Here is an 18,706-nt window from a genome sequence, read left to right as displayed (position 1 = left end):
TAATGTCCCGGTGAATGATATTGCGATCGTGCAACTCCTGCAAAATCTCCACTGCTTGAGTTAGCCAACTAAATACCCACGCCTCTGGACACCCTTGAGGGCGATCGTCGAGAATATCCTGTAAAGTTTTGCCGTGAATTTTTTCCATCAACAGACAAGGGAGGCGGCGTTGCGAGTAATTCCCCTGATTTGAGACAATTCGGAGTTCCAAGTGAAAATAACAGTCAGGCTCGATTCTGGGTATCCCCAGATGGCGTAAACTCGCTAACATCCACGCTTCTTGCTCGAACAATTCTAAAGCTTTGGGGGAATTTTCGAGCAGGACTTTGAGGACTCGTTCTGTCTGACTCTGCAAGTCCCAGACAGTGTAAATAGCTGCAAAACCCCCAATTCCGAGGCGTTGTAAAGGAATATAACGATTTAGCAGCCGCAGGGGAGCTCCGCAACTCTGACAAAAATTATTACCCCAAGTCTGAGGATAAGGCCTTGGGCAATCGGGGTTAATGCAGTGGGCGGTGGTAAGAATAGGCTGAGGCACAACCAATTTTGTAGGGTCTGAATATCCTTATTATGTGTCAAAGAGGTGAGATCGTTGATTTAATCTGTTCGCACTGTTTAATGTGATTGGCGAACCCGTCCTTACAGGCTTTCTCGTTTTCTCGTTCCCAGTTAGAGCCTGGGAATGCGTAGCTGAAGGCTCGGCTTTCAAATAATATCACAATTAGGAAAACAAATCATGTCTCAAAATACTCACAAAAGAACAAGTCCACCGCCCATTTTTTTTATTGTTCTCTTCATCTTAATTGCCTTTGGCGCATACAAGTTTCTTCCTAGTTTATTCAAGGGGAAAAGTTCACAGCCATCGGGAGCGCTTGCCAATCGTGCAAGTTTAGGAAATCAGATATTGCTAACATCGCAAACCACAGCGGAAAAGCAAGCAGGTATTACAGCTTTTGCTAAGGGAGATTACCAAGAAGCTGTCCAAAAATTTCAGGCTTCGCTGCAACAAAATCGCAATGACCCGGAAACGGTTATCTATTTGAATAATGCCAGAGCCCGCAATGGTTCTTCGTTAAAAATTGCTGTCAGCGTTCCCATTGGTACCAATCCGAATGTTGCCCAAGAAATCCTCCGAGGCGTGGCCCAAGCTCAGGATCAAATCAATACTAGCGGTGGCATCAACGGCGCACAACTGCAAGTAGAGATTGTCAATGATGACAACAATTCAGAGGTGGTAAAAGAAGTTGCCAAATCATTAACACAGGATGCAAATATACTAGCAGTAATTGGACACAATGCCAGCAATGCCTCTCTCGAAGCTGCTCCGATTTATCAGCAAGAACAACTGGTAATGGTGACACCGACTAGCCAAGCAAATAATCTCTCAGGATTTGGCAGCTATATTTTTCGGACAGTACCTAATATTAGTTTAATGGCTACTCGTTTAGCAACTTATGTAGTGAAAACAGGCAAAATTAATATTGCCATTTGTTCTGACTCGCAAGCACCGGATAGCATCTCATTTAAAGATGAGTTTGTAGCAGCTCTTAGTGCTGCTGGAGGTAGATTTGTTCCTACTGTTTGCGATTTTTCCACACCTTCTTTTAATCCTAACAATGCCTTTGCTGATGCTGTTAGCAAAGGAGCGCAAGGATTGATGGTATTACCCCACGTCGATCGCATCGATCGCGCTATGTCTGTGGCTCAGATAAATCGAGGCAAATTGTCACTATACGCCAATACTACACTCTATACTAATCAAACTTTAAAAGAAGGTCAAAAGGACGTTGAGGGGCTGGTTCTGCCTGTTCCCTGGCATCCCGAAACTAATCCGGGTAGCCCTTTCCCGGACAATGCCCGCCAGCGGTGGGGCGGAATCGTAAATTGGCGAACGGCAACGAGTTTTGACGCAACTCAAGCTGTCATCGCGGGTTTGCGCCAAAGTAATACCCGGCAAGGGTTGCAACAAGCACTCCGAAATCCTAGTTTCTCGACAGCAGGGGCAAGCGAGGAAGTGAAGTTTTTGCCAACAGGCGATCGCGTGGGTAAGCCGATTTTAGTGCAAGTTAAACGCGCAGGGAATACTGGCTACAAATTTGTCCCCCTGCCGTAAGTTGACCAAGTGCGATCGCACTCATCAGGAGCTTAAACTAGATTTATAATGCGAAAAATTCGGTGTTATTATACGTCGCTCGTTATCCTATTATAAATCTTGTTAAAAGGAATTTACTCCCGCTTAGTTAACAGCATCGAGCTGCTGGTTTTCCCAAGGCACAGATTGCGATCGCCCTCCACTCCCACCACATCCCCACAGTCCGCTCGGCTTACATCTCTATCACTTATTCGCCCAATAATATTTTAAGAATTGTTAAATAATGTTTTCAAATGTTGCAAAAACATAAAGTAAACTTATGTAAATTAAAATAATATTAAAATTACACAGTATCGCTTTCTTGATATAGTTTTTATCAGTCTGCCATTAGACAAAAAATTTAAGCGAATCGAGGGACGCGACATTATGTCTTATTCTCAAACCCAAACTCAATCTAAGGCTGGGTATAAAGCCGGAGTTCAAGACTATAAACTGACGTATTACACGCCGGACTATACGCCAAAAGATACAGATATTCTGGCTGCATTCCGCGTCACGCCCCAGCCAGGAGTTCCCCCAGAAGAAGCTGGAGCCGCTGTGGCAGCCGAATCTTCCACTGGTACTTGGACAACAGTTTGGACTGACCTTTTGACCGACCTCGACCGCTACAAAGGTCGCTGTTATGACATCGAGCCAGTTCCCGGTGAAGACAACCAATACATCTGCTTTATTGCCTATCCTCTGGATTTGTTTGAAGAAGGTTCCGTCACCAACTTGCTGACATCCTTAGTTGGTAACGTTTTCGGTTTCAAAGCCCTACGTGCTCTGCGTTTGGAAGACCTGCGGGTTCCCATCGCTTACCTGAAAACCTTCCAAGGCCCACCTCACGGTATTACCGTTGAGCGTGACAAATTGAACAAGTACGGTCGTCCTTTGCTGGGCTGTACCATCAAACCTAAATTAGGTCTATCTGCGAAGAACTACGGCCGCGCCGTGTATGAGTGTCTGCGTGGCGGTTTGGACTTCACCAAAGACGACGAAAACATCAACTCCCAGCCCTTCATGCGTTGGCGCGATCGCTTCTTGTTCGTTCAAGATGCCATTGAAAAAGCCCAAGCAGAAACCGGCGAAGTCAAAGGTCACTACCTGAACGTCACCGCCCCTACCTGCGAAGAAATGATGGAACGGGCTGAGTTCGCCAAAGAACTCAAAACCCCGATCATCATGCACGACTACCTGACCGGTGGTTTCACAGCTAACACCACCTTGGCCAAATGGTGTCGTCGCAACGGTATCTTGTTGCACATCCACCGCGCCATGCACGCCGTGATCGACCGTCAAAAGAATCACGGTATCCACTTCCGCGTCTTAGCCAAGTGCTTGCGGATGTCCGGCGGCGACCACCTGCACTCCGGTACAGTTGTGGGCAAACTGGAAGGCGAAAAAGGCATCACCATGGGCTTCGTAGACTTGATGCGCGAAGACCACATCGAACAAGACCGCGCTCGTGGTATTTACTTCACCCAAGATTGGGCTTCCATGCCTGGAGTAATGCCCGTTGCTTCCGGTGGTATCCACATTTGGCATATGCCCGCATTGGTGGAAATCTTCGGCGACGACTCTTGCTTACAGTTCGGCGGCGGTACTTTGGGCCACCCTTGGGGTAATGCTCCCGGTGCAACTGCTAACCGCGTCGCTTTGGAAGCTTGTATTCAAGCTCGTAACGAAGGCCGCAACCTCATGCGCGAAGGTGGCGACATCATCCGCGAAGCTTGCAAATGGAGCCCTGAATTGGCTGTTGCTTGCGAACTGTGGAAAGAAATCAAGTTCGAGTTTGAAGCAATGGATACCGTCTGATCGAAAGAGTTAAGTATTGAGTGCTAAGTATTGAGTTTTGAGTTAAAAGGTTGTTAATTCAAAACTCAAAACTCAAAACTCAAAACTCTTTAAGGGCTGGGTCAAACATGGATATCAAACAAGTTGCGAAAGACACCGCTAAGGTATTGGCAAGCTACCTGACCTATCAAGCTGTGCGGATTGTCATCGCTCAATTGAGTGAAACTAATCCGCCTGTGGCAATTTGGTTGAGCAATGCTTCTTCAACGGGTAAAATCCAAGACGGGGAAGTTTATCTGCAAGAACTACTTCGGGAAAACCAAGAGCTGGCGTTTCGGATTATGACGGTGCGGGAGCATTTGGCACAGGAAGTGGCGGATTATTTGCCAGAGATGGTTCGCGCTGGGATTACACAAGCGAATATGGGACACAAGCGCCAGCACTTAGAGCGAATTACGCAACTGAATATATCTGTTGACCATATCCATCCTGAAACAAAATTAGACCCAGAAACTAATTTGGATAATTTATCTAGTTAGTTGATTGAAAACAGCAATCGCGTACACATTCTAGAGATTAGGAAAGATGAAGACTTTACCCAAAGAGCGGCGCTACGAAACTCTGTCTTATTTGCCACCGCTGAGCGATTCACAAATTGCTAAGCAACTGCAATATATTTTAGATCAGGGTTATATTCCCGGTGTGGAATTCAACGAAACCTCTGCTGCTGAAATGCGTTATTGGACACTGTGGAAGTTACCTTTGTTCGGCGCAAAAAGCGTGCAAGAGATCATGAGCGAAATTCAAGCTTGCCGTCAAGAAAATCCTACTTGCTACATCCGCGTGATGGGTTTTGACAACGTGAAGCAGTGCCAAGTGTTAAGCTTCATCGTTCACAAGCCAAATACCAGAGGTTACTAATTAGCTTTCCTATTTTGTAGGGAATATAGTTAGGTAAAAGTTGAGGTGGGGAATGTTCCCTGCTTCAATTTTTTTATGGCGGAGCGAACAGGAATATAGCCAAGTAGCACACTTAAATCAACCTGTAATACACGATTAAAAAACGTTATGTTACAATGAGCTAAGTTAATTGTTTGAGTTGAAAGCTCCACTTTTTGCTTCGATATCTAGGAAAATTTTATAACACAGAGAGCAGAGGTGAATTATGCAAGATATCATTTTATTGAGCCGCGAAGAAGTTGCAAAACGTGCAGAAAAGCTCTACGATGAGCGAATTCGTCAAGAAGTAGAACGAGAAGAAAATATTGGCAAAATGGTAATTATAGATATTGAGACTGGTGAGTACGAACTAGATGCAACTGGAGGTTTGAAGTCAGCTCGGAATTTGCGGAAAAAAAATCCGAATGGTCGTTTTTTTGGAATTCGGATTGGGTTCAAGGTTGCGGCCGCAATTAGTGGCATAATGGAGCGGACTTGAAATGATCTCTGGAATCGTAACCTTAAGGCACGCAACTGTTGCAATACCATTTCGTTTGCCCAATCGACGAGATGTTGTAATTGAATTTGTAATAGACACAGGATTTACAGATTTTGTCTGCTTACCTCTGGACGCAGTAACGGTCTTGGGTTTACCTTTTGAGTATAATATGCGCGTCAATCTTGCTGACAACAGCAATGTAGTGCTTCCCGTACACGCAGCTACTATTATTTGGAATTTAGAGGAGCGAGATGTACGGGTCCTGGCAACCGGATCGAGACCTTTACTTGGAACTGCTTTGCTTGATGGTTATGAATTAGTCGTGCAGTTTACAGAGGGTGGTATAGTTATGATTGAGGAATTGTAAAATAGGAGTTACGCATTTTATACTAAAATTGCGGAGGGGATTGAAGTTGTCAGAGTTTTACATCAAGCCAGAGAGATTGATAGCCAGTTTCCGTAATTCAAAGCTCAAAACCATTTTTTTATAGCTTGCAAATCGCTTTAAGAACTTGTAACAATAAAATTGACGATTCAGGTTCCATCAGATTTAGCAGTGGCATTAGCTGATAAATTGCGGGATTTCCGTGCTGAATATATACAAATTGATAGCGCGAACCGTTAGTAGTTAAACCCCAGACAGAGGCTTGACGTTCTATACTCTTAGAAGTATATGTGAGAAGTTGAGGTAAACCCGCTAATGGATCAATTAGGCTGTTTTTAGTCTCAATTACTAAAACCCAGAAAAATATTTCATTTGTTATCGGTTTTGTTTTATTGATGGCTAGAATATCCAATCGCCCTGTAATGGTTATATCTTCATCTTCAATAAGAATATCGGCAATGTCTTGTTCTAAACTAATATTAATTGGGTGGCGATAGAAGCCAGCTAATCGCATTAATGGAAAAGTAGTTAGAGCTTTTACGAGTCCTTCTGAGACTCTATCATTGGAGAGGTAATTATCAAAGTCATCCCTGATTTGCAACAGTTCTTGCTGTTCAAATTCGGTGAGAAGTTCGAGAGATAATAGGGATGTAAATGAGTTATTGTATTGTTTCTGGAAGTTAAAAAGTTGGTGGACTTGTCCGAGGGTAAGATTTTTGGCATTGAGAGTTAGCATGGTTTGAGGGATGGCTTAGCGATAATATAATTTTAGCGCAAAAAGTGAAGTAGTAAAGTAATATCTACTGCTTAAGCTAAGTTACATTACCCTAAAGCTATCTACTTGAACATTAAAAAAGTAGGAGAACTAATGAACTACTATCAACCAAGAGATTATAGAAGCCTTAACTTTTAGGACTTGCTAAGTTGGGTTCAGTAAAGTGGCTTTTTCACTACTCAATGTCTTCTAATCTATCCTCTCCATGACCATCCCATCAACTATTTCATAACCCCATTTTTGGTTTCTATTAGCCAGTTGCTTAGCTGCACCATACTCACCTAAATAGCAGAGTTCAGCTAACTGTTGATAGCCATTATCTCTCTCTTGCTGATATTTCTCCTGACGCAGTTTTTCTCTCTCTTCCTGAGAAAGGGATTCTCGTCCCAAATCTAATACATCGATATCACTAATTCGCTGCATATCAACCTCTAAAAAGGAATTGATTCTATAACTTGACCATCAACCATTTCATATCCCCAGTCCGGATTTTTAGCAATTAAATTTTCAATCATATTTCTCCCAATAGTAGTTTTACACGCCTCCTGTAAAGAAGCAATACTAGGGATATCATCTGCTGACTGCAATGCTTGTTCGTCTATTTCTGGCTGTTCTAAATTTGCCTCAGAAAGAACATGATAATTTGATGACAATAGTGAAAATTGCGGCGCGATCGCTTCTAATTTTTTCATCACACTTTCTTTGGTGATTTGAGGCTTATCAGTAAAAGAAGCGGGTAAATAAGGAGTTTCTAAACCATGTTTTTTAGCCTTAATAGCCTCATCAGCTATTCGATCGCACTTTCTCAAAAATCCTTCCCACAAATCGCGGCCTAAAATGGGATTTCTCAAGTCAGTTCGCGCCTTTAAAACTGCCTGTTCTAAGGGTTCCCCTTTGTGAACATAATATTGTGTCCTTTCTTCTTCAAAAGCTGGATAAGGCACTCCTGGTTCTATTTCCCATTCTCGCTTGACTTTCTGGCTTTCTCCCAATGGTTTCCCTGAGATGAAATCATCCCATAATGGAGATATAATGCCTTTTGTCATGTTATCAATTTCGTAAAATACAGAGCGAGAAGGATTCGGATGACCTTGATTTTTATAGTATTCTAATAAGATACGCTGAAATTCCTCGAATTGCTCATCAGACTGCCAAGGGCCACTAAATTTATAATGGGGGGTAACTCTAACTGTTGTGGGTTGGCGAGGTTGACCGAAAAATTTATCAGTTTTAATAGTTAAATTTGAGGTAGGGTAGTTAGTAACTACTTCTACAGGAAGATTTTTTGTTTCGCCGCCATTGCGTGCTATTATATCTGAAGATCGATCGGTGAAAATATTATCAATTTTATTCTCAAGAGCGTCAATATCTGCCCAAAGTTCTAGGGTGGTATCATTAACTAATCTTGCTTTGAGTAACAAACGCTCTTGTAGTTGACGGCGTGCTAGTTCTTGTTCGCTAGGGTTTAAACCTGTTGCTTTTTCAATTTCATCGCTTGTAATTTTGACCCATTCTTGGGGATGAGATAATTGAGATTGCCAGTCAAATACTTGGCAAAATAGGATAGAAGCAGCCACACCACCCGTAAATTTAGCTAGCTTAGGATAATAGATTAGGGGCGTTCCTAGATGTCTCAAAAATAGTCCGAGTTTCATTGCCTATTAAAGTTGATAATCAAGGGGTTCGCAAAAATCGTTAACTCCAGTTTTGACCACATAAATAACCACAGGAGTTGCTAAAATATCGGGACAAAGTTTGGCTTCAATCAAAGCTTCTACTGCTGGTTTTAATAGTCCATTGATTAAATTCGATCTTACCTCTTCTTCGCAGAGAACAACGCGGCATCTTTTAGCTAAACTTGACAGCCAATTATCAGAGGTATTGGGTTCTTGTCCGACTTGAATTGCCATAGAGATTGCTGCATCTTCTACATCTCCTTCACAGTCTTCAATTACATCCAGCGCTTTTAAAGCTTCTGAATAATCAGCTAATTGAGAGCGAAACTGTGCAATTTCCTGGGAAGTAATAATCACTTTATAATTCTCCTCGATTATTTGTGATAGTGCTTAATAATGCTATCCTATCATTATTTACAAATAGTTGAAATGTCCTATCTTTCGCCTTGCTTATATGAGTGATAATTTGCTGCCAATTGAGAGTATATCAGATACGGCTTTCGGGATTGCGATCGCGCGTGCAATTGAAAGCGATCGCTTAGATGCCAATTTCTGCGATCCTTTGGCGCGAATGCTGGGAGGCGATCGCGGGGAAAAGTTCATTTTAGCCCTTGGGGGGCCTCCTGACAAGGCAGGGTTGGCCGTAGCTATCCGTACTTGTCTGATCGACGAGGCGATCGCGCAAAGCATCCGCAGCGACGGCGTGGATACCGTGCTCAACCTCGCTGCGGGTTTGGATACTCGCCCTTACCGGATGTCACTACCCGCCTCTCTAGTCTGGATTGAGGTTGATTTACCTGCGATCGCATCCTACAAACAGGAAAAACTTGCTAGTGAAAAACCTATTTGTAATCTCAAAATTGTTCCTCTAGATTTGACAAATCTCTCCTTAAGAAATCAGCTTTTTGCTCAAGTTAGCGCTGCTAGTAATAAAGTGTTAATTATTACTGAAGGACTCTTAGCTTATTTAACTTCGGAACAAGTGGGATCTCTAGCAATTGATTTGCGGAGATATGTTAATTTCCGCTGGTGGGTTTGTGAATTAGCCTCGCCATTTTTAATGCAGCAAGTGCAAAAAAAGTGGGGTAAATCTTTTAACGCAGCCAATGCTAAGTTACAATTTGCACCCGCAGAAGGGTCAAAATTTTTCGCCCCCTACGGCTGGAGAACTCGCCAATACAGCAACTTTTTACAGGAAGCACCCCGTTTAAATCGCGATGTACCTTTTGGTTCCTTACTGCGACAAAAACCACTATTTAAAGATGGAGTAGTTTGGCTAGAACAGCAAAGTTAACGAGGAAGAAGGAAGAAGGAAGAAGGAAGAAGGAAGAAGGAAGAAGGAAAAAGTATTAGCAATTAGCAATTAGCAATTAGCAATTACCAATTACCAATTACCAATTACCCTATTCTAACAGAGAACCATCTGAAGCTTCTAGCACAAATCCTGCATCCCGAATCATCTCCCAATCTTGATTGGCAGTTTGACCTGGAGTCGTGAGATAATCACCCACAAAGATAGAATTTGCAGCGTAAAGTCCGAGAGGTTGTAGCGATCGCAAATGCACTTCTCGCCCCCCTGCAATCCGAATTTCTTGACTGGGAAGTAAAAACCGAAATAAACAAAGAATTCGCAAACATTGACGAGGATTTAACGTTTTTACATCGGAAAATGGCGTACTGGGAATAGGAATGAAAAAATTAACAGGAACGCTAGTAACTCCCAACTCCCGGAGGGAAAGCGCTAAATTAATTACATCATCATCAGATTCACCCATTCCCAAAATTCCACCCGAACAAGTTGTAATTCCGGCGGCTTTCACATGATTAACCGTCTTAATTCTATCATCAAAAGTATGGGTCGTACAAATCTCAGCGTGATATTCTTCGGAAGTATTGAGATTGTGATTAACTCGATCTACGCCCGCTTTTGCTAAGCGGTGAGTTTGTTCTTCACTCAATAATCCCAAACAAGCACAGATTTTAAGATCGTAGTTAGCCTTGACAGTTTCAACTGCATCTACAACTCGATTAAAAGTAGATTCGCTAGGTTGGCGACCAGAAATTACTAAACAAAATGTACCCGCTTTTAACTGTTTTGCTCTTTCCGCTGCATCCAGAATTTTCTCTTTAGCTAAAAGCGGATATTTTTCAATTTCTGCTGTGGAAATCTTGGACTGAGAACAGTAATGACAATCCTCTGGACAAAGGCCACTTTGAGCATTCAGTAAATAGTGCAATCTTACCCGATTTCCCCAGTAGTGTCGCCGCACCCGATAAGCTGCACTTAGTTGTTCGAGTAAAAAGTCGTCTGGTGCGGTTAAAACGGCTAAAGATTCCTCGCGAGAGAGGCATTTTCCCGCCAAAGCACTGTCAGCCAAGCCGTTCCAATTGGGGAGATTCATAAGCGAAATGTTAGTAAAAGTCAAGGGGTTAGAGAGTATTCAAGATTTGGCGAATTGCCACATAAATAGATTCTAGTTCATCTGGGGAAATACAGTAAGGAGGTATTAAATACAGTGTATTTCCCAAGGGACGGAGTAAAAATCCGGCTTCTAGAAGTCGTGCTTTTAACTGTTGAGCAATTTGATTAAAATAACCGGGGACATTTTCAGTTTTTATGTCCATTGCTGCAATTGTACCACAAGTCCGAATCCGTTCTATTTTGGGATGACCTTTTAGGTATTGATTCAGGTAGCGGCGGTGCTTTTTTTCCATGCCTTGATAGGCTTCGGGGTTTTGCTCCAGCAGCTCTAAAGATGCTACGCTGACTGCACAAGCTAATGGATTCCCAGTATAGGAATGACTGTGAAAAAAAGCTTTGTCAGATTCATCTTGCCAGAAGGCTTGGTAAATCTTCTCCGTTGCTAGGGTTAGGGCAATTGGCAAACAGCCGCCAGATAAACCCTTAGATAAGCAGAGAATATCTGGTGAAGTTGTCGATTTCAAACAGGCAAATAGTTCGCCTGTCCGACCAAAACCAGTCATTACTTCATCATAAATCAATAAGAGATTATATTGATGGGCGATTTTTTCTAGAGCTTGCAAAAATTGAGGGCGACACATTCGCATTCCCCCCGCACCTTGTACTAAGGGTTCGATAAAAATCCCGGCATAGTTATCGCTCTGCTTTAACAACAATTCAATTTTTTCTAAAGCTAATACTTCGCGAGTTTCTACTTCGGTATCGTCGTCAAAGGTGGCAGGATAAGGAACAATATCGGTAGCAAACATTAAAGGTTTAAAAGGTTGCCACCAGAGGGAACTGCCACCCATTGACATTGCTCCGATAGTATCGCCGTGATAGCCTCCTTCAAAACTAATAAAGTTTGTACGATTAGTTTCTCCGAGATTATGCCAATATTGATAAGCCATTTTTAGGGCAACTTCAACGGCCGTCGAACCGTTATCAGAAAAGAAAACTCTTGTGAGAGATTTTGGGGTATGAGTTAACAATTTATTGGCTAGTTTTTCGGCTGGTTCGTGAGTGAAACCAGCGAAGATTACGTGTTCTAATTTTTGGGCTTGTTCGTAAAGAGCATTGGCGAGTACGGGATGGCTGTGTCCATGAATTGTCACCCACCAACTAGAAATGCAGTCGAGAATTTGCCGCCCATCTGCTAATTCTAATATGGCTCCTTTTCCTCGCACAACGTTCAGAGGTGCGGGGGCTGTTTTCATTTGGGTGAATGGTTGCCAAATGGGGGAGTTTGAAGAATTTTGTGGGTGATTTGTCATTATTTATATGTGAATAATTTGTAGGTGGGCACTCGCCGAAACCATATTAGCTTTCTGGTGACAATATTTTTGCGGCGAACGCTCACATACCCGTTTATTTAAGTAAATTTTAAGGTATAATTCTAATTAATAAAATACTTTTTAATTCAATTCCATCGAACGCGCCCAGATGTAAAGGCTCGTATTTGATTATCGGGCAAACGCAGTAATAATCTGCCTGATTCATCAATGCCGATCGCGACTCCTGCGATCGCTTCCGAAGGCAGTTCGAGGACGATCGCGCGATCGCGAAGTGCATCCCGACGGCGTAACTCTGGCAGCAACAGGGCTAAACCGACGTTTTTCCCTGTAGAATCTACCCTAGAAAGCAGATCGGCGAGTTCGAGCAAATAATGCCGCAACCGCTCCAGGAGAGAGAGTTCATCCGGCACTATACTAGAAATAGACTGCAAAGCGATCGCATTGCCGATCGCCTTCGCATCCAGTCCCGCCTCCGCGAAATCAACACAGCGGTTGAGCCCCACCCCCACGATCGCGCGAGCACTACCCGAAGCGCTACTAGAATTCGCCTCGCAGAGAATTCCGGCTAACTTGCGATCGTCAATCAAGACATCGTTAGGCCATTTCTGACGCAGCATAGCACGACAGTCAGGCACTAAATCCTCGATCGCATAAATTACGGCTAAAGCGGCGGCTAAACTGAGCCCCGGTAACTGCGAAGGATGCAAGCGATCGCACACAAAACTAGCAGTTAAAACACCCGTCGGTGCATACCAAATGCGCCCCTGTTGCCCGCGTCCAGCGGTTTGTAGCCTTGTAAACACGACATCCCCGTGTTGGAGCTCGGACGCGCGATCGCTTGCCCAAGTGTTCGTACTGGGGCAAGTTTCCACCCAATGCAACCACTCAGGAAGGTTTTCGGGGGTGCGATCTTTCTCTTCATTCACAGGATTAATGGCAACTCAGACAAGGTTCTAATTTCAGCCCTAATTACTATATCAAGGAATCTTAATCTTAAAATCTTAGAATAGCAGTCTTTGGTAGCATACTATACATTTTCCCTGAAAATTTGCTGTTAACGTCTGAAAAGTAGCAATCAAGTAATCATACTCTACTATTGCTACCTTATCCAGAAGTTTAGGTACTTTACAATAACTAAAAGTCTCGAATAAATCTCTGAGTTACACACAAGATTTTTCCAGACACAAGCTAAAAAAATTAGCAGCTTCTAGGGTTCCGATTTGAACAAAAAATCTAATTAAGTTTAGAAAAATCAAGTGCTGGTCCAAGAGAAGCAAACTGGCAAGCCTAAATATTTAATTTTAAGGAATAACTAGCCAGTTACACGGCGGGAGAAAAGCCCGGGAGGAACGCTATCAGTCAAGAAGACTGAGTTCGTTTTTTCTTGGGCTTTATCGTTTTTATAGAGCCTTTGCGGAAGCGAACAAAGCGAAATATAGTGGTTAACTGTTAACGGTTAACTGTTAACTGTTAACGGTTAACTGTTAACGGTTAACTAAAAGTAGTAGATACCAATAGAAAACCGCTATAAGTTCCTAACTTCAATCACCATATTCACCTCGAAAATCCACCGTTTTTTACCAGAATATGCCATGAAGATACAATATTGCTCCGCAAAATTAACGCGATCGCTTCTATCCTACTGTATTCTGTTTTTCCTCACACTATCTCTAACAGTAAGTTGTGGAAATCCTGCCAGCCAAATCAACTCAACAACTAACACATCAAATAGTACAGTCAGTGCTGTACGCTTAGGATTTAGTGCTTGGCCCGGTTGGTTTCCCTGGCAAGTTGCCCAAGAACAAAAGATATTTGAAACCAACAAAATTTCCGTAGATTTAAAGTGGTTTGATGGCTACCTAGAATCCATCAGCACCCTGAATGCTGAACAGATAGATGCTAATAGCCAAACCCTCGGAGATACAGTTAGCTCTATATCCGGTGGAGCCGATCAAGTTATTGTTTTAGTCAACGATAACTCTACCGGAAATGACAAAATAATTGTTGCAGAAGGCATTAATTCCGTTGCCGATCTTAAAGGCAAAAAAGTTGCCGCCGAAGAAGGAACAGTCGATCATTTTCTCTTACTATTAGGGCTAAAAAAAGCCGGATTATCAGCCAAAGATATTCAATTTGTCCCCTTAGAAACTGGTAAAGCCGCAGCCGCCTTTGTCGGCGGACAAGTCGATGCAGTTGCAGTATTTGCTCCCTTTACAACACAAGCATTAAAGCGCACAGGAAGCAAAGAACTTTTTAGTTCTAAAGATTTTCCTGGCTCAATTTCAGATCATCTTGTATTCACACGCAAATTCGTTACAGAACACCCCGATCGCGTACAATCCCTTGTAGATTCCTGGTTTGCGACATTAGAATACATCAATACCAACAAAGACAAATCCTACGAGATTATGGCCAAAAGAGCCGGAGTCAGCGTTGATGAATATAAACAATACGCTGACGGTACTCAAATCTTCACTATTGAAGAAAACTTAAAAGCTTTTCAACCTGGAAATAGCCTAAACTCCTTACCATTTGCGGCCGAAGAAATGAGCAAATTTCTCACAGAAGTAGGTTTAGCTAAAACCAAACCAGACATGAGCAAACTATTTGACGATCGCTTCATCAAAGCTTATGCCGAGAAAGTCAAAAAGTCCTAGTTAGAAATCGGAAATTTGATCATGTCCCCAAATCCAGAACCACAATCGATCCAATCTCATCTCAAGCCAAAAAGCCTAAATCCCACCGTTTTTTGGCGACTTGCCGAAGACATCCCTAAACCCTTAAATACTGGCTTAATTCTGACATCTATTGCATTACCATTACTGCTATGGTGGTTAGTAACAACCTTCATTAAAGTAGACCCAAAATTTTTACCATCTCCCGGTAATGTTTTAGAAGCTTTTGGGAGGTTATGGAGTAGCGGCGATCTCTTAAAAGACACCGTAGCAAGTTTGTGGAGAGTGGGAGTTGGATTTTTCTTCGCTTCGCTTTTTTCTATTCCCATTGGCGTAATGATGGGCAGTTTTCCGAGTATTCGCGCCTTGCTAGAACCCATTTTTGGCTTGATGCGATATATGCCTGCACCTGCCTTTATTCCCTTGCTAATTCTTTATCTAGGAATTGGTGAAGAACCTAAAATTACCCTGATTTTTATTGGTGTATTTTTCTTCAATTCTTTGATGGTAATGGATACCGTTAAGTTTGTTTCAAAAGATTTAATTGAAGCAACTTATATGTTAGGTGGCAATCGCTGGGAAACTCTGACTCATGTAATTGTACCCCACGTTTTACCGGGAATTATTGATGCTTCCCGCATCAACTTTGCCGCCGCATGGCAACTGGTAATCGTCTCCGAATTAATTGCAGCCACAGAAGGTTTAGGCCGCCGGATCAGCGTTGCCGGTCGATTTCTCAAAACCGATGAAATTTTTGTCGGGTTGATTGTAATTGGAGTGATCGGACTTACCTTTGACTTGTTATTTCAATATATGCTCCAAGTTTCATGCAAATGGGCCAGCCAGAAAAAATAATTGCTGCCAAAATTACCGAGAAATTGTAACGTACTTTACCGTACAACTGCCAATAACTTGATAACTTTCATTTACTGCTCGCACGAGGATTAACTAATGTTTCTGCAAATCAACAATCTACACAAACACTTTGAAACTAAAAATGGTAAATTAGTTGTCTTGAAAGACATTAATATGACCATTGAAAAAGGCGAATTCATCTGTGCTGTAGGTGCATCTGGTTCAGGAAAATCTACATTGCTGAGGCAGATTGCCGGATTGGATCGACCAACAATTGGGGAAGTTAAAATTAATGGCAATACCGTGACTGCACCAGGCCCAGATCGCGGTATGGTATTTCAACACTACACTCTTTATCCTTGGATGAACGTGCAGGGAAATACTGAGTTTGGCCTCAAACTTCAAGGCGTACCAAAAAAGGAGCGACGGGAACAAGCAAGCTACTATTTGAATGTAGTAGGATTGACTAAGTTTGCTCAATCTTTACCGAAGGAATTATCAGGGGGGATGAAACAACGAGTCGCGATCGCGCGTGCTCTCGCCTCAGAACCAAAAGTATTATTAATGGATGAACCTTTTGGTGCTTTAGACGTTCATACTAAAGAATCCATGCACGAATTCATGTTAGATTTGTGGCGGCGCACCAAAATCACAGTTTTTATGATCACCCACGATGTAGAAGAAGCAGTCTTTCTTTCTAATCGGATTTATGCTTTGGGTTCGCGTCCTGGTACTGTGAGGAAAGAAATTTCTATTCATCTGCCAGAACGTACTCATAGCATTAAACGCCATTCCAGATTTCATGACTACCGCGATGAATTGATGGATTTGCTGCGGAAACATGGACAGGAAGCAGTTGCAATTGCTGCTTAATTAGGAATGAGAAAAGACTCACATAAAAATAGCATTTTCTGCGATTGCAAACATAATTAAAAATTGCATACATAATTAAATGTAGGGTGGGCGCTCGCCGCAAAAAAGCTGATAATTCATAGCCAGCGTATCGGTTCGGCGAGCGCCCACCTTACCCAGAGATCGCATTTCAAAATCTTACTCAAAAAATCTAGAGAAATGTAGCTGTAGATACTTTTTTAATCTGGGTTTTTGGTGTAAAATAAATTACAATAAAGTATGGTGTTAAGCTAAACCTCAAAACATCTAAGTCAGCATTTATCTAGCCTAAAAAAACAAAGGCTAAGCTAAACAATTACAAACTGACTTCAGCTAAAAATTGCATAGGAATCGCTTCTAGGGTTCCGATCTAGTGAGAGAACTAGATGTCTGGTCCAAGAGAAGCAGCCAATATTCAATTATCCCTAAAAAATACGATTGGGAAATTAAATTGGTCACACGGCGGGAGAAAAGCCCGGGAGAACCACACAGTCATAATTACTGTTGGTAAACTCCTGGGCTTTTGCGATTTGAGTAAAGCTCACACCACAGATTATTCACCTCATATCTTATCTGGAGGAGCTCATGGTGCAAGCACCAATTAACACAAATTCTAAACTCGATTCCAGCCTTGTGCTGATGGAAGAAGTGATTCCCGGTGGCGCTTATTGGTCAGGTATCATCAAGCGCGGAAATACCCTCCGTATCACCGATTTAGAAGGCTCTCAAGGCGTTTCTATGCTGTGCTATAACGCCGACAACCCCATCGAACGATTAAACGTAGCAGACACCGCAAAAATTCAATTCAATGCTTTTCTAAAAAAAGGCATGGTGCTCTACACAGATATGGGACGCATTTTATTTTCCATTACTGAAGATACCTCTGGCTATCACGATTTACTATCAGGGTGCAGCAATGCTGCTAGTAATAGTGAAAAATACGGCAATGGAGACTGGAAAAACTCGCGAGATAACTTTATCAAAGCATTGACAAGGCGGGGTTTAGGCAAAAAAGATATCATGCCTAATTTTAACCTATTTACTCGCATTGCTGTCAAGCCAGATGGGGCAATGGAATATTTAGAAGGCTGTGAGAAACCTGGTAGCTTCATCGATTTGCGGGCAGAAATGAATGTATTAGTAGCGATTTCTAACTGTCCTCATATCTTGCATTCCAGTTCGACTTACGATCCCAAACCAATTCAAATTCAAGTTTGGAAATCGCCAACACCCTCACCCGACGATTTATGCCGCACCGCCAACCCGGAAGTAATTCGCGGATTCATTAACACCGATGTTTTGTTTGTTCAGTAATTAATTTGTAGTTGGGGTAAAGCAAAGCTAAACCCGAAAAATTGGACATTTATTAAGGAGAATTGCATCATGGTTTTAACGTCACAACGAATTCTAGATCCAGCAACAGCAATTTACGACGAAGTGTTACCAGCGAGACATCCTTGGTCGCACGTTCTCAAAAAAGGACAGATTCTTCGCATTGTCGATTTAGGCGGAAATCAGGCAGTAGATTTTCTAGTTTACAACGCCGACGATCCTTCAGAACGTTACAGTGCCCCCGATACTATTGTCCGTCAAGGTAACATCTTTGTAACTACTGGCAGTAAACTTATTTCCAATGAAGGACGAGCGATAATGACAATTATTGCTGACTCTTGTGGACGACATGATACCTCTGGCGGTGCTTGTAGTTGTGAGAGTAATTCGGTGCGATTTGGACTCGATAAAAAATACCAACACGCCTGCGTTGAAAATTTCCTAGCCGCAATTACTCCCTATGGTTTAGGAAAGCGCGATTTAGTCAGTAACATCAATTTCTTTATGAATGTGCCAGTCAGTGAAGATGGCAAACTTGAGATTGTTGATGGCATTTCCGATCCAGGTAGTACCGTTGATTTGCAAGCAGAAATGAACGCCTTGGTAGCTATTTCTAACTGTCCGCAAATGAATAACCCTTGTAATGCCTATAATCCTACGCCAATTCGGTTGATTATTTGGGATGTGATGTAATATCAATTTCCGATAATTATGGCAACACATCTGAAATCGCCCCAACCTTAAAAAGCAAGGCGGTTTCATTCTTCAACAACCCAACCCGCCAGGGGTTAAAACCCCTGTCTAATAGCATAAGTCGTCTGAAGACGACTAACTAAAATACTGTACCGATATATAGTCCTCTTTTAGAGGACTTTAGCTATAAGACAGGGGTTTTAACTTGACGGGGTGACAACCCCGTCAACTCCCCCACCAGTAGCGGATTTACCCAACCTGAGCTAAAAAAAGATGGGGTCGAAATTGTTAAGTGGCCCCAT

The 18,706-nt window shown here is 42.4% G+C and carries 20 protein-coding genes and 2 riboswitches; of the genes, 12 read left to right on the top strand and 8 right to left on the bottom strand.

Annotation, left to right across the window (positions count from 1 at the left end; genetic code table 11):
* Positions 1-538, bottom strand: a 538-nt coding sequence (locus PN499_RS07155; RefSeq protein WP_272031014.1) for a serine/threonine protein kinase, incomplete at its 3' end; no start/stop codon positions are given.
* A gap of 198 nt (positions 539-736) precedes the next feature.
* Between PN499_RS07155 and PN499_RS07150 the strand changes: the two genes are divergently transcribed.
* From PN499_RS07150 to PN499_RS07125, 6 genes are all read left to right on the top strand, one after another.
* On the top strand, positions 737-2,113 hold the full coding sequence (locus PN499_RS07150) for an ABC transporter substrate-binding protein (RefSeq protein ID WP_272031013.1): 1,377 nt from the start codon (positions 737-739) through the stop codon (positions 2,111-2,113).
* Positions 2,114-2,518: 405 nt separating this feature from the next.
* Entirely contained in the window at positions 2,519-3,949 is a 1,431-nt protein-coding gene (locus tag PN499_RS07145) for a form I ribulose bisphosphate carboxylase large subunit (RefSeq protein WP_272031012.1), read from the top strand.
* A 107-nt stretch (positions 3,950-4,056) separates the two neighbouring features.
* Positions 4,057-4,467: a RuBisCO chaperone RbcX gene (rcbX, locus tag PN499_RS07140; RefSeq protein WP_272031010.1), complete on the top strand. Its 411-nt coding sequence runs from the start codon at positions 4,057-4,059 to the stop codon at positions 4,465-4,467.
* A 46-nt stretch (positions 4,468-4,513) separates the two neighbouring features.
* Positions 4,514-4,849: a ribulose bisphosphate carboxylase small subunit gene (locus tag PN499_RS07135; RefSeq protein WP_272031009.1), complete on the top strand. Its 336-nt coding sequence runs from the start codon at positions 4,514-4,516 to the stop codon at positions 4,847-4,849.
* 244 nt (positions 4,850-5,093) lie between these two features.
* The gene (locus tag PN499_RS07130) at positions 5,094-5,366 is read left to right on the top strand and encodes a hypothetical protein (RefSeq protein WP_272031008.1); all 273 of its coding nucleotides are present in this window, start codon (positions 5,094-5,096) and stop codon (positions 5,364-5,366) included.
* Position 5,367: 1 nt separating this feature from the next.
* Positions 5,368-5,733: a clan AA aspartic protease gene (locus tag PN499_RS07125; protein WP_272031007.1), complete on the top strand. Its 366-nt coding sequence runs from the start codon at positions 5,368-5,370 to the stop codon at positions 5,731-5,733.
* 118 nt (positions 5,734-5,851) lie between these two features.
* On the opposite strand, the gene PN499_RS07120 is transcribed toward PN499_RS07125, so the two are convergent.
* The 4 genes from PN499_RS07120 to PN499_RS07105 all read right to left on the bottom strand — a co-directional run bounded on the left by PN499_RS07120 (position 5,852) and on the right by PN499_RS07105 (position 8,559).
* Positions 5,852-6,487: a restriction endonuclease subunit R gene (locus PN499_RS07120; RefSeq protein WP_272031005.1), complete on the bottom strand. Its 636-nt coding sequence runs from the start codon at positions 6,485-6,487 to the stop codon at positions 5,852-5,854.
* A 228-nt stretch (positions 6,488-6,715) separates the two neighbouring features.
* Positions 6,716-6,949: a hypothetical protein gene (locus PN499_RS07115; protein WP_272031004.1), complete on the bottom strand. Its 234-nt coding sequence runs from the start codon at positions 6,947-6,949 to the stop codon at positions 6,716-6,718.
* 8 nt (positions 6,950-6,957) lie between these two features.
* The gene (locus PN499_RS07110; RefSeq protein ID WP_272031002.1) at positions 6,958-8,181 is read right to left on the bottom strand and encodes a hypothetical protein; all 1,224 of its coding nucleotides are present in this window, start codon (positions 8,179-8,181) and stop codon (positions 6,958-6,960) included.
* Positions 8,182-8,187: 6 nt separating this feature from the next.
* The gene (locus tag PN499_RS07105) at positions 8,188-8,559 is read right to left on the bottom strand and encodes a hypothetical protein (protein WP_272031001.1); all 372 of its coding nucleotides are present in this window, start codon (positions 8,557-8,559) and stop codon (positions 8,188-8,190) included.
* Positions 8,560-8,626: 67 nt separating this feature from the next.
* Between PN499_RS07105 and PN499_RS07100 the strand changes: the two genes are divergently transcribed.
* The gene (locus PN499_RS07100) at positions 8,627-9,496 is read left to right on the top strand and encodes a class I SAM-dependent methyltransferase (protein ID WP_272030999.1); all 870 of its coding nucleotides are present in this window, start codon (positions 8,627-8,629) and stop codon (positions 9,494-9,496) included.
* A gap of 109 nt (positions 9,497-9,605) precedes the next feature.
* Here the strand turns inward: PN499_RS07100 and bioB are convergent, their stop codons facing one another.
* The 3 genes from bioB to PN499_RS07085 all read right to left on the bottom strand — a co-directional run bounded on the left by bioB (position 9,606) and on the right by PN499_RS07085 (position 12,884).
* A complete protein-coding gene (bioB, locus tag PN499_RS07095; protein ID WP_272030997.1) occupies positions 9,606-10,604 on the bottom strand; it encodes a biotin synthase BioB in 999 nt (332 codons plus the stop codon).
* Positions 10,605-10,632: 28 nt separating this feature from the next.
* On the bottom strand, positions 10,633-11,937 hold the full coding sequence (gene bioA, locus PN499_RS07090) for an adenosylmethionine--8-amino-7-oxononanoate transaminase (protein ID WP_272030995.1): 1,305 nt from the start codon (positions 11,935-11,937) through the stop codon (positions 10,633-10,635).
* Between the two features lie 146 nt (positions 11,938-12,083).
* Positions 12,084-12,884, bottom strand: a complete 801-nt coding sequence (locus PN499_RS07085) for a biotin--[acetyl-CoA-carboxylase] ligase (RefSeq protein WP_272030993.1) — start codon at positions 12,882-12,884, stop codon at positions 12,084-12,086.
* A gap of 270 nt (positions 12,885-13,154) precedes the next feature.
* Positions 13,155-13,307: riboswitch (guanidine-I (ykkC/yxkD leader) on the top strand.
* 243 nt (positions 13,308-13,550) lie between these two features.
* Here PN499_RS07085 and PN499_RS07080 point away from each other — a divergent pair.
* From PN499_RS07080 to PN499_RS07060, 5 genes are all read left to right on the top strand, one after another.
* Positions 13,551-14,615, top strand: a complete 1,065-nt coding sequence (locus PN499_RS07080) for an ABC transporter substrate-binding protein (RefSeq protein WP_272030990.1) — start codon at positions 13,551-13,553, stop codon at positions 14,613-14,615.
* Positions 14,616-14,636: 21 nt separating this feature from the next.
* Positions 14,637-15,488 carry an ABC transporter permease gene (locus PN499_RS07075; protein ID WP_007358285.1) on the top strand — a complete coding sequence of 284 codons (852 nt, stop codon included), beginning with the start codon at positions 14,637-14,639 and terminating at the stop codon, positions 15,486-15,488.
* A 96-nt stretch (positions 15,489-15,584) separates the two neighbouring features.
* Positions 15,585-16,361: an ABC transporter ATP-binding protein gene (locus PN499_RS07070; protein ID WP_272030988.1), complete on the top strand. Its 777-nt coding sequence runs from the start codon at positions 15,585-15,587 to the stop codon at positions 16,359-16,361.
* 364 nt (positions 16,362-16,725) lie between these two features.
* Positions 16,726-16,863: riboswitch (guanidine-I (ykkC/yxkD leader) on the top strand.
* Positions 16,864-16,964: 101 nt separating this feature from the next.
* Positions 16,965-17,693 (top strand): urea amidolyase associated protein UAAP1, encoded by a 729-nt coding sequence (locus PN499_RS07065; protein WP_272030987.1) that lies wholly within the window; start codon positions 16,965-16,967, stop codon positions 17,691-17,693.
* A gap of 69 nt (positions 17,694-17,762) precedes the next feature.
* Positions 17,763-18,404, top strand: coding sequence for an urea amidolyase associated protein UAAP2 (locus tag PN499_RS07060; protein ID WP_272030986.1), 642 nt, complete (start codon positions 17,763-17,765; stop codon positions 18,402-18,404).
* Positions 18,405-18,706 lie beyond the last annotated feature (302 nt).

Source organism: Kamptonema animale CS-326, from assembly GCF_028330895.1.
Lineage (GTDB): Bacteria > Cyanobacteriota > Cyanobacteriia > Cyanobacteriales > Microcoleaceae > Kamptonema > Kamptonema formosum.
Note: the sequence above shows the minus strand (reverse complement) of the source record. Positions and strands in the feature narration are given on the sequence as shown.